Source organism: Streptomyces sp. NPDC058246, assembly GCF_042881985.1.
Lineage (GTDB): Bacteria > Actinomycetota > Actinomycetes > Streptomycetales > Streptomycetaceae > Streptomyces.
On record NZ_JBHVWZ010000011.1, the window covers coordinates 156,028 to 170,069 of the forward strand.

17 protein-coding genes are annotated in these 14,042 nt (G+C 72.3%); 11 read left to right on the forward strand and 6 right to left on the reverse strand.

Annotated features, from left to right (window positions below):
- Positions 1-69: 69 nt before the first annotated feature.
- Positions 70-315, forward strand: coding sequence for a DUF2630 family protein (locus ACFVXA_RS18755; RefSeq protein ID WP_362015409.1), 246 nt, complete (start codon positions 70-72; stop codon positions 313-315).
- A gap of 30 nt (positions 316-345) precedes the next feature.
- Here ACFVXA_RS18755 and ACFVXA_RS18760 read toward each other — a convergent pair whose 3' ends face one another.
- The 4 genes from ACFVXA_RS18760 to ACFVXA_RS18775 form a co-directional block, all read right to left on the reverse strand.
- Entirely contained in the window at positions 346-1,044 is a 699-nt protein-coding gene (locus ACFVXA_RS18760; RefSeq protein ID WP_384397861.1) for an HAD family hydrolase, read from the reverse strand.
- A gap of 255 nt (positions 1,045-1,299) precedes the next feature.
- Complete coding sequence (locus ACFVXA_RS18765; RefSeq protein ID WP_390025666.1) at positions 1,300-2,010, reverse strand: phosphatase PAP2 family protein; 711 nt, start codon at positions 2,008-2,010, stop codon at positions 1,300-1,302.
- 116 nt (positions 2,011-2,126) lie between these two features.
- Positions 2,127-3,062, reverse strand: a complete 936-nt coding sequence (locus ACFVXA_RS18770) for a M56 family metallopeptidase (protein WP_362015417.1) — start codon at positions 3,060-3,062, stop codon at positions 2,127-2,129.
- Positions 3,063-3,233: 171 nt separating this feature from the next.
- On the reverse strand, positions 3,234-3,788 hold the full coding sequence (locus ACFVXA_RS18775; RefSeq protein WP_362015419.1) for a DUF5134 domain-containing protein: 555 nt from the start codon (positions 3,786-3,788) through the stop codon (positions 3,234-3,236).
- Between the two features lie 189 nt (positions 3,789-3,977).
- Here ACFVXA_RS18775 and ACFVXA_RS18780 point away from each other — a divergent pair, with 189 nt between their 5' ends.
- From ACFVXA_RS18780 to ACFVXA_RS18790, 3 genes are all read left to right on the forward strand, one after another.
- Entirely contained in the window at positions 3,978-5,633 is a 1,656-nt protein-coding gene (locus ACFVXA_RS18780; protein WP_390025668.1) for an FUSC family protein, read from the forward strand.
- 152 nt (positions 5,634-5,785) lie between these two features.
- The gene (locus tag ACFVXA_RS18785; protein WP_362015961.1) at positions 5,786-6,331 is read left to right on the forward strand and encodes a MarR family transcriptional regulator; all 546 of its coding nucleotides are present in this window, start codon (positions 5,786-5,788) and stop codon (positions 6,329-6,331) included.
- A gap of 43 nt (positions 6,332-6,374) precedes the next feature.
- Positions 6,375-6,539, forward strand: coding sequence for a hypothetical protein (locus ACFVXA_RS18790; protein WP_390025670.1), 165 nt, complete (start codon positions 6,375-6,377; stop codon positions 6,537-6,539).
- A gap of 78 nt (positions 6,540-6,617) precedes the next feature.
- Here the strand turns inward: ACFVXA_RS18790 and ACFVXA_RS18795 are convergent, their stop codons facing one another.
- Positions 6,618-7,562 carry an alpha/beta fold hydrolase gene (locus ACFVXA_RS18795; protein WP_389752887.1) on the reverse strand — a complete coding sequence of 315 codons (945 nt, stop codon included), beginning with the start codon at positions 7,560-7,562 and terminating at the stop codon, positions 6,618-6,620.
- Positions 7,563-7,653: 91 nt separating this feature from the next.
- Here ACFVXA_RS18795 and ACFVXA_RS18800 point away from each other — a divergent pair, with 91 nt between their 5' ends.
- A complete protein-coding gene (locus ACFVXA_RS18800) occupies positions 7,654-8,283 on the forward strand; it encodes a TetR/AcrR family transcriptional regulator (RefSeq protein ID WP_389463587.1) in 630 nt (209 codons plus the stop codon).
- 15 nt (positions 8,284-8,298) lie between these two features.
- Here the strand turns inward: ACFVXA_RS18800 and ACFVXA_RS18805 are convergent, their stop codons facing one another.
- Complete coding sequence (locus tag ACFVXA_RS18805) at positions 8,299-9,063, reverse strand: VOC family protein (RefSeq protein ID WP_362015432.1); 765 nt, start codon at positions 9,061-9,063, stop codon at positions 8,299-8,301.
- A 146-nt stretch (positions 9,064-9,209) separates the two neighbouring features.
- Here ACFVXA_RS18805 and fabG point away from each other — a divergent pair, with 146 nt between their 5' ends.
- From fabG to ACFVXA_RS18835, 6 genes are read left to right on the forward strand one after another with little or no spacing between them, the layout of a single operon-like run.
- Positions 9,210-9,962, forward strand: coding sequence for a 3-oxoacyl-[acyl-carrier-protein] reductase (fabG, locus tag ACFVXA_RS18810; RefSeq protein WP_362015435.1), 753 nt, complete (start codon positions 9,210-9,212; stop codon positions 9,960-9,962).
- The gene (locus tag ACFVXA_RS18815) at positions 9,959-10,756 is read left to right on the forward strand and encodes an alpha/beta fold hydrolase (RefSeq protein WP_362015437.1); all 798 of its coding nucleotides are present in this window, start codon (positions 9,959-9,961) and stop codon (positions 10,754-10,756) included. The genes fabG and ACFVXA_RS18815 overlap by 4 nt, the downstream gene beginning before the upstream one ends.
- Positions 10,753-11,688, forward strand: coding sequence for a TauD/TfdA family dioxygenase (locus ACFVXA_RS18820; RefSeq protein WP_389752889.1), 936 nt, complete (start codon positions 10,753-10,755; stop codon positions 11,686-11,688). The genes ACFVXA_RS18815 and ACFVXA_RS18820 overlap by 4 nt, the downstream gene beginning before the upstream one ends.
- Positions 11,689-11,703: 15 nt before the next feature.
- On the forward strand, positions 11,704-12,693 hold the full coding sequence (locus tag ACFVXA_RS18825; protein ID WP_390025672.1) for a TauD/TfdA family dioxygenase: 990 nt from the start codon (positions 11,704-11,706) through the stop codon (positions 12,691-12,693).
- 7 nt (positions 12,694-12,700) lie between these two features.
- Entirely contained in the window at positions 12,701-13,702 is a 1,002-nt protein-coding gene (locus ACFVXA_RS18830; RefSeq protein ID WP_383735599.1) for a beta-ketoacyl-ACP synthase III, read from the forward strand.
- Positions 13,703-13,755: 53 nt separating this feature from the next.
- Positions 13,756-14,016 (forward strand): acyl carrier protein, encoded by a 261-nt coding sequence (locus tag ACFVXA_RS18835; protein WP_362015447.1) that lies wholly within the window; start codon positions 13,756-13,758, stop codon positions 14,014-14,016.
- The last annotated feature ends 26 nt before the right edge of the window (positions 14,017-14,042 follow it).

A 14,042-nucleotide genomic window follows, 5' to 3' on the forward strand; every position in this document is an offset into this window, starting at 1 on the left:
GCTTCCCTCTCGCAGAGCCACCGTGTGCTCCTTAGAGTGGGCGGGAGTCCCCCGAGGAGGCGTACGGACATGGATCAAGAGCAGATCCTGGCCAGGATCACGGCGATGGTGGACGACGAGCGTCAACTGCGCGACGCCCTGACGTCCGGGCGGATCGACAGCGACACCGAACACGAACGGCTCGGACAGCTGGAGCGCGAGCTCGACCAGTGCTGGGACCTGCTGCGCCAGCGGCGCGCGAAGTCCGAGTTCGGCGAGAACCCGGACGAGGCGCGGGTGCGTCCCGAGTCGCAGGTCGAGGGCTATCAGGGCTGAGGGAGCGCGCCGGGCGGTTGTGCGTGGTGGTCAGCCGACCAGGCTCAGGACGGGACGCAGCCCCTCCGGGCGGGCGGCCACCGGGAGATGGTCCACGAAGTGCACCTGGCAGCCCAGGGCCGCCGCCCCGCCGTCCGCCCGGCGGTCGTCACCGACCATCAGGGTGTCCTCGGGTGCGACGCCGAGCGCGTCGCAGGCGGTCTTGAACAGTCGCGGATCCGGCTTCTGGATGCCGTGCTCGTAGGACAGGACGTACGTGCCGACGTACGGGTCGAGGCCGTGCTCGCGGAACACGGGCCGCGGATCCCAGCCGATGTTGCTGACCACTCCGACCGCGAGCCCGCGCTCGCGCAGCGCGCCCAGCACGTCGGCCGCGTCGGGGTACGGCTTCCAGGCAGCCGCTGTCATGTGACGGTCGTACAGCGCGTCGTGCAGCCGGGGGTCGGGCAGCGGAACCCGGCGGGAGGCGCCGGTGAACGCGGCGCGGTGCAGTTCGGCGGACTGGTCGCGGATCTTCCAGACCTCGGCGAGGGCCTCCGGCATCGGCTGCGCCGGAAGGGGTCCGCCCGGGAGTGCGCCGGCGGATTCCAGGGCCTGCGCCGCCCGGATCAACTCCGTTTCGGGCACGGAGAGTTCGGCCTCGGTCAGCACCGCGCGCAGCCATGAGTCCGCGGACTCGATACGGAAGAGGGTTCCGGAGAAGTCGAAGAGCACGCCTTTGATCGTCATGGGCCCGATCCTTCGGGGCACGGCCGAGGCGGTCAAGGGCGTCTTGGGTCGCGCGGGGCGGGGGTTCTTGGCCCGCTGGGCTCGGGGTGTTCTGGGCCGTGGGGGCGGGGAGTCTCGGGCCGCGCGGCTCGGGGTGTCCTGGGGTGTCTCGGGGTGCGGCGTCGGGCAGTCTTGGGTCGCGCGGGTCGGGATGGCCTGAGCCGCGCGGTCGGGATGGCCTGAGCCGCGCAGTCGGGATGGCCTGAGCCTCGCGGCTCAGGGGGTCCTGGGTCGCGTCGCGCGTTCCTGTCCTGAGCCGGGCCACCGTTCGTACGAGGTCACCGCCAGCGCGACGATCAGTGCGCCGATGAGCCAGCCGCCCACGACGTCCGACGGCCAGTGGACGCCGAGCCAGACACGGGTCAGGCCGACGCCCACGACCGAGAGCACGGCCAGGGTCAGGGCCGTACGCCACAGGGCGCGCCCGGCGCCGTACAGGAGGAGGAGCCGGAGCAGCACTCCGCACACCACCGTGGCGGTCATGGCGTGGCCGGAGGGGAAGGCCGCGTAGTGGGCGGAGTCCACGGGGTCGGTCCAGACGGGGCGCTCGCGGCCGACCGCCGACTTGAGCCCCTGCTGCAGCCCGGTGCCCAGCGCACACGTGGCTACCACCCATAGGGCGAGCCACCATGCCGAGTGCCGCCACACCAGCCAGATCGTGGCGGCCCCACACACCGCGCGCAGCGTCAGCGGGTCCCACACCCAGTCCGTCAGGATCCGGAACACATGAGTGACGCTGGGATGGCCGACCGCCCAGGTGTGTGTGGTGCGGGCGATGTCGCCGTCGAGGGCGAGCAGGGGGTGCCAGGAGGACGCGACCAGCAGGAGCAGCAGCACGGAGGGCAGGGCGAGTGCGGCCGCGGTGCGAGCCGCGGTGCGGGGGTGGCCCCGTGTGCGGGACGGTGAGCCGACGGGCGCGGAGTACATGGGGTGATCCTCGCGGACGGACGCGGTGGGAGGCCAACTTGGGAGGCCAACCCCGGGACGCCGAGGGGGCACTGACCCAGTCCGGCCTCAGTCCGGCCCGGGCGGAGGGAATTTTCCTAGCCCAGCGCCCGAAGCCCCGGTACGAACGCGACCAGCACCGGAATCACCGGTACCAGCGCGGCCGCCGCCGTCAGTCGCAGCCGCCTGGCCGCGGTGAGCCGGTCCGGGGGAGTGAGGAGGCGCTGGACGCGCTGCGGGACGTGGGCGTCCGGGGTGGGGCAGGGACCGAACACACCCCGGTCCTCGTTGAGTTCGACCAGCGCGAGAGCGATGGTGAGCCGGCCGAAGCGGCGCGATGCCATGTCGTCGGCGGCGAGTTCGACCAGGCGGTGCATCTCGTCGCGGAACGCGGCGAACACCGGCACCTGCGGGAAGCCGACGGCCAGCGCGGCCGAACAGTGCAGCAGCCAGTCGTGCCGGGCCCGCGCGTGCCCCTGCTCATGCGCCAGTACGGCATCCAGCTGGCGCCCCTTGAGACGGCGCAACGCTGCTGTGGTGATCACGAGTTGGGGTGCCGCACCGGGCAGCCACCAGGCGTCGGGGCGCTCGCCCTCCAGGACCACCAGCCGGTCGGCACCCGGCTCCTCGCCGGGCAACACCGGTGCGCGTACGAGGAGTTCGGCCCGCCGGCGCCGACGGCGCCCCCGGGTTCGTACGATCTCGCGGATCAGCATCGCGGCGGTCCACGCGCCCCCGCACGCGAGCGCGACAGCGGTCGTCGCCGCCCAGGCCCCGCCCGTGCTCAGCGCGTAGGCGTCCACGACCGAGCGTGGCGCCGACCCGAACAGATGCCCGCGCACGGCGACCCACGCCGCGGCCGCGCTCAGCGTCATCGACAGCACGCAGCACAGCAGCACGGCCGCCACCACGCACTGCCACACCCACAACGCGACCACCGGTTCACGGTCCGACCAGCTCGCCCGCGCGAGCAGCCGCGGAGCGACCACGGCGGCCAGGGCGCCGAGCAGCAGCAGTGCCGCGGGGACCATCATGAGGCGAAGCCTATGAGCGCGGCACAGCCGGTGGATACGGGCCGCGACGCCAAAGTGACGTACGCCACGGTTTCGTACAGCAGCGAAGCCTGAATTCCCGTATCCCAAGGCTCGAACCCAAGGCTCGAACCCAAGTCTCGATCGCAAGGCTCGAACTCTCGTGGGCCGATGTCAGAGCGTGACCAGCATCGCCAGCATGGCTATGCCCATGGACAGGCGGCAGGCCTGGGAGAGTTCGGGGCGGTCGCCCCAGTTGAGGGTCTCGGGGGATGCGGGGGCGGTGACCGGCGTGGTGAGGGGGAGGAGGCGGACGCCGGAGCGTAGGACGTAGCCGGAGAAGTAGAGCAGCAATACGCCGCTGAGCAGGGGGACTCCGGCGCCGCCGTGGTGGTGATGGCCGGGTGCGGCGGCCATCGTCGTCGCCATGTAGACCATGGCCACGGCGCCCATCAGGTGGTGCAGGTGGTGCGGGCCCGTGCGGGACGCCCACAGAGTGCGTACGGCGCTCGCGCCGAACACGGCGGCGTAGGCGAGCCAGGTCCAGCGCGGCGGGGTGGCCACCGCCGCGGGTACGGCCATCGCGGCCATGCCGAAGCCCATGAGCGCCTCGCCGCCCGCGGTGCGCCGCTGTTCCTCGAAGGGACTGCGCATCCGCAGCAGGCAGTAGGCCCCGGTCGCCGCGCACAGCACGACGAGCAGCCAGCCGGGCGAAGCCGGTCCGTGCACCGTGTACCTCCCCGCTGGACGATGTCGGACATCGGACAGTCGGTCGGGGCATGCCCGGAATTGCGGGTGCGCAAGCGAGCGCAAGGGTGTACGCGGGGGAGCGTGCGGGGGTGCATCGCAGGTGGGGGCTGTGGGGCGCGGGATGCCGATTTATGTTTTACAAGTAAAACACCTGCTAAGGTTGTGGGTATGAGCAGTGCGACCCGTCCCCGGACTTCCTGTGTGCCTCGCCTCCCGCTGGCCGGGGTGCTGCGGATCGGCCGGCCCTCCGACATCTGGTTCAAGCCCGCGCTGAGTGCCGTCTGCGCGGTCGCTCCGCCGAACCTGACGCTCCTGGCGCTCGGCCGGCTGGACCTGGCGATGTACACGATGGCCGGGTCGCTCTGCGCGCTCTACGCCCACAACCGCCCGTACGCCGCCCGGGCCCGTGCCCTCGCCTGGGTGGTGCTCGGCATGCTCGGCGGTCTCGCCGTCGCCCTCGTCACGGCCTCGCTCACCACGGACGCCGTCGTGCTGGTCACGGTCGGTGCGCTGCTCGCCGCCGTGCAGAAGACCGTGTGCGATGCCACGCGCGTCGGTCCGCCCGGCCATGTGGTCCTCGCCTTCATCTCCTCCGCGTTCCTGTTCGCGCCACAGACCCTCGGCCAGGTGCCGGGCCATCTCGCGCTGGGCGGGGCGGCGGCTGTCTGGGCCTGGATCGTCGGGATGGCCCCCGGTCTCGTCCGCCCGCACGGGCCGGAGCGGCGCGCCACCGTGCACGCCCTGAACGCCACGGCGGCCTACGTCGCGTCGCGCGGCGAGGGTGACGGGGCCGCCCGCGCCCGAGCTGCCGCGGCCGCCGCCGTGCACGGCGCCTGGCAGTCGCTGTTGTCCACCGGCGCCCGCTCCGCGCCCCGGCGCGCCCTCGAACGGCTTGTCGTGCGCGCCGAGGTCGCACTCGCCGTGCCCGCCGACACCGAGCCCGAGCGGCTGCGGGCATGGGCCCGCGAGCTGCGCGGCACCGGGCCCGTGCCGCGCCCGGACGACCTCGCGGACGCCGCCGACGAACTGCTCGGTGTGGAGGCCGCACTCGCCTTCGGCGAACCGCCGCTGCTGCGCCGCCTCGGCCCGCTCGCTCCCATCGCCCTGCGCACCGCGCTCGGCTGTGCCCTCGCCGGATACGTCTCGCTCGCCCTCGGCGTCGGCCGCCCCTACTGGGCGCTGGTCACCGCCGCCTCGCTCTATCAGGCCAACGTCACCCTGACCTGGAGCCGGGGTGTGCAGCGCGTCGTCGGCAACCTCGTCGGCGTGCTCGTCTTCGCCGCGGTCGCGCCCCTCGCCCACCTCGGTCAGGCCGCCCTCGTCCTGTGCTGCCTCGCCTTCAACTTCGGCGCCGAGGCGCTGATGAGCCGCAACTACTGGCTCGGCAGCATCTGTGTGACCCCCATGGCCCTGCTGATCACCGAGTTCGCGCGCACCCAGCAGTCCGGTGCGCTGATCACCGACCGCGTCGTGGACACCCTGGTGGGCGCGCTCGTCGGCTTCGTCGCCGCGATCGCCGTCACCAACCGGCGGGCCGGCGACCGCATCGAGCACGCCCTGTCCGCCGCGGAGCGCGCCCGCGACCACGCCCTCACCGTCGTGGCCCAGGAGCGTCCCGCGCCCGGTGCCCTGGAGTCCGCCCGCCGCGCCCTGGCCGCGGCCGTCGTCGATCTGCGCGCCACCGCCGACGCCGCGGCCGGCGAATGGTGGCAGCGCGCCCTGCCGGAGGAGCGGGTCATGCACGCTGAGCAGGCCGGACACCGTACGCTCGCGGCGACGGTACGACGGCAGGGACTGCACTGCTTGGAGGGTGCGCGGGCATGACGAGAGCGGATGGGCGAGCGGAGCCGGGGGCTGCCTCTGCCGGGGCGGAGGGGGCGTCTGCCGGGCGGGCGGAGCCAGAGGGTGCCCCGGCGGCGGCTGCTCCGGCCGGGCGTACGGAGGGGGAGGGCGCCCCTGACGCGGCGGCCTCCGCCCTGCGTGCCGAGCCGGCGGCGAGCGCCTCCGTCGAACCGGCGCCCCCCGGCGACACCGTGGCCGCCGTCGTCCGGCAGTGGCAGGCGGTGCGTCCCGATCTCGACACCGGGCCCATGGAGATCATCGGCCGGGTCAACCGCTGCGCCGCGCTCCTCCAGCAGGCCGAGGACGCCCCGCTGCGCAGGGCCGGGCTCACCCGGCCCGAGTTCGACGTCCTCGGCACCTTGCGGCGCACCGGGCACGAACTGACCCCCAGCGAGATCGCCCGCGAGACGTTCTCCTCGGGGGCCGCCGTCACCAAGCGGCTCAAGCAGCTGACCGAGCGCGGTCTGGTCGAGCGACGCGGTGACACCCGTGACCGGCGGGTCGCGCACGTCCGGCTCACCGACGCGGGGCGCGAACTCGTCGACGGCATCCTCCCCGAGCAGCTCGCGTACGAGACGACGGTCCTGTCCGCCGTCGACCGCACCCGGCAGCGTGAACTGGCCGACCTGCTGGGCGAGTTGCTCGGTCAGCTGGAGGGCCGACTGGGGCTGCCGCGCTGACGCACCCCGGTGACGCCGAAGACCCGGGCTCCACGCCCCCCGGATGCTCTTCCTCGCCGCGCCGGCCGGTCACGAGCACTACATCCGGGAGGTCGCCGAGATCCTCGACGCGTCGGGACCGCCCGACGTGGCCACGATCGCGGAGGTGGGGTCAGCCCACGGCATCCACCAGCTCACACCGATGCGGCCCGGAGGACCGCTGCCCTAGTACTGCCGGTTCGGCGAGGGTGCGGAGGATCTGGTGGCGGTGTCGGCGAACTCCCCGACTCGCCCTACCCGACTCGCTCTACCCGACACGCGCGTGATCGATGAACGCGGTCAACGCGTCCACAGTTGCGTCGGGCTGCTCGTCGGGAATGAAGTGTCCGGCTTCCGGGATGACGACGCCGGTCACGTTGTCCGCCCAGGGGCTGATGGAGGCGGCCATATCGGGGATGGAGCCGTGGGAGCTGGAGATTCCCAGGACCGGGAGGGTCAAGTGCCCTCGTCCGAGAGCGTCATGGTTCAGACGCGCTGATTCGGCGGCGTCGCGGAAGTAGGCGAGAGACGCTCGGAGCCCTCCCTCGGCCGCGATGGAGGCGGCGTAGTGGTCGATATCGGCGCTGTCGAAGGTGTTCGGTGACAGCGCTTTGACCCTCAGGAACCAGCCGACGTAGTCACGCTCGCGGCCGGTGAGCAGCGTCTCGGGTAGGTCGGGCACCAGGTGGAATGCGAGGTGCCAGGTCTTCCAGGCCCGGTCGGGGTCGGTCGGGATGGCGTCGGGGAGGGTGATCCCTGGGATGCCGGCGTCGAGCAGAGCGACACCGTGCAGGCGCTCTTGGTACTTCAGGGCGAGCGAGAAGGCGACGCAGGCCCCGATGTCGTGGGCGACGAGCCAGTACTTCGGCACGTCGAGCGCGGTCAGCGCGGCCTGGACGCGCGAAGCGAGGGTGTGAGTGTCGTAGCCCCCTTGGGGACGATCGGAGTGGCCCTGTCCCGGCAGGTCGACCGCGATCACATGGAAGCGCTCGGCAAGGCGCGGCATCGCCTTGTGCCACGCCCACCAGGTCTGCGGGAACCCGGCGAGCAGCACGACGGTGGGGCCGCTCGACCGGCCGCCTTCCACGGCGTGCAGCCGGATTCCTTCGGCATCGACCCAGCGGTGGGTGAAGCCCGCGAGGTCGCGCAGCGGCAGCCCGGGGACGTGGTTCTGGCCGGGAGAGCCGTTCGGGGCGATGCTGGCGTCGGTCATGCATCGAGCCTAACCCATCTTGGACTGTTCAGTTCAAGATAGGATGGGCAAGGCCACGACGGGGCCGGCTCGAGAACGGGGTGCATGCGGGATGGCCGGGAAGAAGCAGTTCGACGTGGACACCGTGCTCGACGCGGCGATGGTCCAGTTCTGGCGGGCCGGGTACGCCGACACCTCGCTCGACGACCTCTCCAAGGCGACCGGATTGAACCGAAGCTCCCTCTACTCCTCGTTCGGCGACAAAGACTCGCTCTACCTGCGCTGCCTGGACCGCTACGCCGTCCGGTACGGAGACAGGTACGAGCAGGCGCTTTCCTCCGGTGCGTCCGGGGAACCGCTGCGGGCGATACAGGCGTTTTTCGAGGTCACCCTCCAACGCATCGCCGACCCCGCCGTGCCGGACGGATGCCTGGTCGCCCAGACCGCGATGGCGACACCCGTACTCAGCCCCGCTATCGCCACGCGTGCGATCGAAGCTGTGGCGCTTCAGCATGCGCGGCTGCGGACCGCCTTGAACACCGCGGAGTTGGCCGACGGCGACGCCGAGAACTACGCCACTCACATCACGGCGGTCAACCAGTCGCTGGCCGTGATGAGCAGGGCCCGGGCGAGCCAGAAGCAGCTCCGCACGATCGTCGACATCAGCATGAGCGCACTCTCGCGGACTTTGCACAGCCGGGGCTGGAAGCCTGATGAGGCGCGCCGCTTTCCTCCGGCCTGATCCGCCGGACAGGCCCTAACCCTCCTCGCCCGCCGCATGCACCCCGAAGGCCGCCCCCTGCGGGTCCCGCAGGACCGCGATCCGCGGGCCATGCGGCACGGACATGGGCTCCATGAGCAGGTGCCCGCCCGCCTGGACGGCGGCGTCCGCCGTGGCGTCCACGTCCTCGACGGTGAAGTACGGCATCCAGTGCGAGGGCACCTCGTGCGGGAACTTGTCGCCCATCGTCACCATGCCGCCGAAGTCGGCGCCGTCGATGCCCCACTGCGGGTAGTAGTCCGAGGCGCTGACGGTCCAGCCGAACACCGTCGTGTAGAACTCCTTGACCCGGTCCGGGGCGCGGGTCATCAACTCCACCCAGCCGAGTGCGCCGGGGGCGTTGAACAGCCCCGCACCGGGAAAGGCCCGCGGCTGCCACAGCTGGAAGGCCGCGCCGCCCGGATCGAACACCACCGCGAAGCGGCCCACGTCGAACACGTCCATCGGGCCGAGGACGACCGTGCCGCCGGCGGCCGTCACGGCTGCCGCGGCGGCGTCCGCGTCGGCGACGGCGAACGACACGGTCCAGGCGACGGGCTGCGACTCCTGGTACAGCGGCGAGAGCGCGGCGACCGCGGCGTCGCCGAGGTGCGCGACCGTGTAGCCGCCCGCCTCCTGGCGAGGATCGGTCTCCGGGCGCCAGCCGAAGAGGTCGGCGTAGAAACGCTTGGCCGCCTCCAGGTCGGTGGTCCCCAGCTCGGTCCAGCAGGGTCCGCCGGTCACCGGCCTGTCGAGCTTCATGGTGTTCCTCCCGCGGCAAGCCCCCTCAGAACGCTATGCCCGGGTCGCCGCACCGGCCATCCGAAGGCCGTGCTGGACACCGTATAGGCCCCATATAGCGACCGAACCCACGCTCGACTCATTCGAACGGACGAGGGGGCTCGGACATGGGTCGGGACGGCAGCGCGGCACGGGTGGCGGTGGTGACCGGGGGATCGCGGGGCATCGGACGGTCCGTCGCCGTACGACTGGCGCGGGACGGCTTCGACGTGGCGATCTGCTACCGGTCGGACGAGGCGGCGGCGCAGCTGGTGCAGAAGGAGATCGAGGACGCGGGGCGCCGGGCGCTGGTCCGCCGGGTGGACGTTGCCGTCCGCCAGGAGGTGCAGGAGTTCGTGACCGCCGTGGAGGCGGAGCTCGGGACCCCCGACGCCGTGGTGACGTCCGCGGGTATCACCCGGGACCGGCCGCTCGCCCTCATGGGGGACGAGGACTGGCACTCGGTCGTCAGCACCAACCTGAGCGGCACCTACCACCTGCTGCGCTCCGTGATCCGCCCGATGATCCGTGAGCGGGCGGGAGCCGTCGTCACCCTGTCGTCGGTCGCCGGAGTCGCGGGCAACGCGGGCCAGGCCAACTACTCGGCGTCCAAGGCGGGCATCATCGGCCTCACCAAGTCGCTGGCCAAGGAGGCCGGGCGCTACGGCATACGGGCCAACGCCGTCGCCCCCGGATTCATCGAGACCGAGATGGTCGCCGGGCTCTCCGACGACGTTGTCAAAGGGGCGCTGACCCGCATTCCGCTCGGGCGGTTCGGACAGCCCGACGAGGTCGCCGCCCTCGCTTCGTTCCTGGTCTCGCCGCAGGCCGCGTACATCACCGGCCAGGTGCTGCGCGTCGACGGGGGCATGGCGCTGTGACCTCCGAGGATCTGTGGTTTCGCCGCTATCCCGCGGCACGCACCCCCCGGCTGCGGCTGGTGTGCCTCCCGCACGCCGGCGGCAACGCCCAGCTCTTCCACGGCTGGTCCCTCAGGCTGCCCGGCGACGTCGAGGTGCTCGCCGTGCGCTACCCCGGACGTCAGGAGCGGATGACCGAGCCGTGTGCCGAGTCCATGGACGAGCTCGCCGGCTCGGTCGCCGGGGCACTGGCCGGATACCGGGACGTTCCGCTCGCCCTGTTCGGGCACAGCATGGGCGCCGCCGTGGCGTACGAGGTCGCGGCCCGCCTCGAAGAGACCGGCCCCGGTCCCGTGCACGCGTTCCTGTCCGCGCGCAACGCCCCGCACCGCGCGCCCCGCAGCAGCCTGCACCGGGCCGCCGACGACGTCCTGCTCGCCTCGGTCCGCCGGCTCGGCACCCTCGGCGGCGACCCCTACGGCGTACCGGAACTGCGCGAGCTGCTGCTGCCCGTGCTGCGCAGCGACTACCGCCTCATCGAGACGTACGCCCCCGAGCGGCCGCCCCGGCTGCGGGCCCCGATCACCGCGTACGTCGGGGCCGCCGACCCGGGCTGCGCGGTCGAACGCGTCGCCGCCTGGGCCGAGTTGACCACCGGCGGCTTCGACCTGCGGTCGTTCCCCGGCGACCACTTCTATCTGGCCCCGCGGGAGGCCGAGCTGACCGCGGACATCGCCGCGCGGCTCGACCCGGACCGGATCGGGGCCGCCGCATTCGCCCACCAGACCGCCACGACTGCGAGGACAGCTCCATGACCAACACCGAGACCTGGGCGCCGCTGGAGATCGAGGCCGCGGACGGTGGCGGCGCCGACGCACTGCTCGCCCGGATCGACGCCCTGGACCCCGGTCTGGACGACCTCCTCGTCCGCGAGAAGGGCCTGGTCTTCCGCGGCTTCGGCATCACGCCCGAGACGCTCGACACGGCGCTGGACCGGCTGCTGCCGCACCGACTGGCGTACGTCCACGGCAACTCGCCGCGCACCAAGGTCGGCGGCAACGTGTACACGTCGACGGAGTACCCGCGGGAGTACACCATCTCGATGCACAACGAGATGAGCTACGCCCACGCCTGGCCCACCCGGCTCGCCTTCTACTGCGAGGTGACCCCCGGGGGCGGCGGCGCGACCCCCGTCACCGACGCCCACCGCTGGCTGGACGCACTCGACGACGAGGTACGCGAGGCCTTCGCGGGCGGGGTGCGCTACGTGCAGAACCTGCATGACGGATACGGGCTCGGCAAGAGCTGGCAGGACACCTTCGAGACCAAGGAACGCGGCGACGTCGAGGAGTTCCTGTCCGGCACCGGCGCCGAGTGGACCTGGCGCCGGGACGGCAGCCTGCGGGTCGAGTCGGTGCGCCCGGCCACCACCCGGCACCCCGTCACGGACGTCGAGGTCTGGTTCAACCAGGCCGACCAGTGGCACCCCGCCGGACTCGGCGACGACACGGCCGCCGAACTCGCCGCGATCCTCCCCGAGGACGAGCTTCCGCAGATGGTGAAGTTCGCCGACGGGAGCCCGATTCCCGCCGGACACGTCACCCAGATCCGCGACCGGGGCCTCGCCGTCGCCGTCGACGTCGACTGGCGCCGGGGCGATCTGCTGCTCATCGACAACGTGCTGCTGGCCCACGGGCGACGGCCGTTCACCGGTGACCGCCGGGTCCTCGTCGCGATGTCCGACTGAGAGGCGGCGAGCGACATGACGACCGCTGACACCGACGTCCTGCCCGGCTGGGCCGGCACCGGCACCGCTCCCGCGCTGCACCGCGCCACCGAGGGCGTCTTCGTCCTCGACGACCTCGCCCGACACCGAGACGAGCTGCGCCGGTCGCTCACCCAGCGGGGCGCCGTCCTGCTGCGCGGCCACGCCATCGGCGGAGTCGACGGCTTCGACGCCGTCGTGCGCGCCTTCTCCGGCACACCACCGCTGGCGTACTCGGAGCGCTCCTCGCCCCGCAGCACGATCAAGGGGCAGGTCTACACCTCGACCGACTATCCGCCGGGCGAGGAGATCTTCCTGCACAACGAGAACTCCTACCAGGCGGTCTGGCCCGGCACCCTCTATTTCTACTGCGCCGAGCCGCCCACCACCCAGGGCGCCACCCCGCTCGCCGACACCCGGCGCGTGCTGGCGGCCCTCGACCCGGACGTGCGCGAGGAGTTCGAGCGGCGCGGCTGGCAGGTCGTGCGCAACTTCCACGCCGGGTTCGGCGTGCCCTGGCAGGAGGCGTTCAACACCACGGACCAGGACGCCGTGATCGCGTACTGCGAGGAGCGGCACATCGTCGCCGAGTGGCGGCCCGACGGCGGACTGCGCACCACCGCGATACGCGCCGCCGTGCACCGCCACCCCCTGACCGGCGAACGCGTCTGGTTCAACCACGCCACGTTCTTCCATGTCACCACGGTGGCCGAGGAGGTCGGCGCCGGGCTGCGGGCGATCTTCCCGGACGAGGACCTGCCCACGAACACGTACTACGGCGACGGGGGAGTCATCCCGGACGAGGTGACGGACCATCTGCGCGCCGTCTACCGGGCCAACTCCGTCCGCTTCGACTGGCAGCGCGACGACGTGCTGATCGTCGACAACATGCTCACCGCGCACGCGCGCGAGCCGTTCACCGGGCCCCGGCGGATCGCCGTGGCCATGGCCGAGCCGTCCGACGCCCCGTCGGACGAGGGGAGTTGAGGACGTCATGGCACGACCCGAAGCCGCGAAGGCCCCGTCGGAGACCTATCTGACCCCGCCGACCCACGGGTCCCGCATCACCGGCATCGCCGCCTACCGGCCCGCCCGGCTGCTGTCCAACGAGGAGCTGTCGCCGCGTACCACGGTCTCCCCCGAGTGGATCGAGCAGCGGACAGGGATCAAGACCCGGCACCACGCCGGCGAGGCCGAGGACCTGGTCACCATGTCGGTCGCGGCGGGTGAGAAGGCCCTGGTCATGGCCGACATCGACCCCGCGGAGGTCGACCTGACCATCGTCGCCACCGCGACCCGCAAGCGCCGTATGCCGGGCATCGCCCCGGAGGTGGCCAGCCGCATCGGACTGCCCCACTCCGGTGCCTACGACCTGAACGCCGTGTGCGCGGGCTTCACCTACTCGATGGCGATGGCGTCCAACGCCGTACGGCTCGGCGAGGCGCGCCACGTCCTCGTGGTCGGCGCGGAACGCACCAGCGACTGGATCGACCCGAACGACCCCGACACCTTCGTCATCTTCGGCGACGGGGCCGGCGCCGCGGTCGTCTCGCGCGCAGAGCGCACCGGCATCGGCCCCGCCGTGTGGGGCAGCGACGGCGCCCGGCACAGCGTCCTCGGCCTCACCGAGCGGCCCGACGGACGCGAGTACGTCTCCATGAACGGCCCGCTCGTCTACAAGTGGTCCACGGCGACCATGCCGGACGTCGCCCACCGCGCCTGCGCCGCCGCCGGGATCACCATGGCGGACATCGACTGGTTCGTGCCGCACCAGGCCAACAACCGCATCATCAAGACCCTCACCCGGGAGCTGGAACTGCCGCCCGAGCGCGTCGTCAACGACGTCGTCGACACCGGCAACACCTCCGCCGCCTCGGTGCCGCTCGCGCTCAGCCGCCTCTACGACAGCGGCCGTTCCACCCCGGGTGACCACGTGCTGCTGCTCGGCTTCGGCGCCGGCCTCACCTACGCGGGACAGGTCGTCCGCATGCCCTGACCGGCCGCCCGCACCTTCCTCCACACGTAACGACGACAGAGACGGAACCTCACATGACCACTGACGAGCTGACCACCGACGCCCTGACCGCCGAGGTCATCGCACTCGTCCAGCGCACCGCTCCCGACCTGGAGGGCGACATCGACGCCGACTCCAGCTTCGAGGAGCTCGGCATGGACTCGCTCACCCGGGTCGACCTGCTGGCCGCCGTCGAGAAGACCTACAGCCTGGCGGTGCCCGACGAGACGGTCGCCGAGCTGCTGCGGGTGCGGGACGTCGTCGCCTTCCTCGCCACGGCGAAAGCGGAGGTCTGACAGTGGGACTTCACCACGGGGGGCCG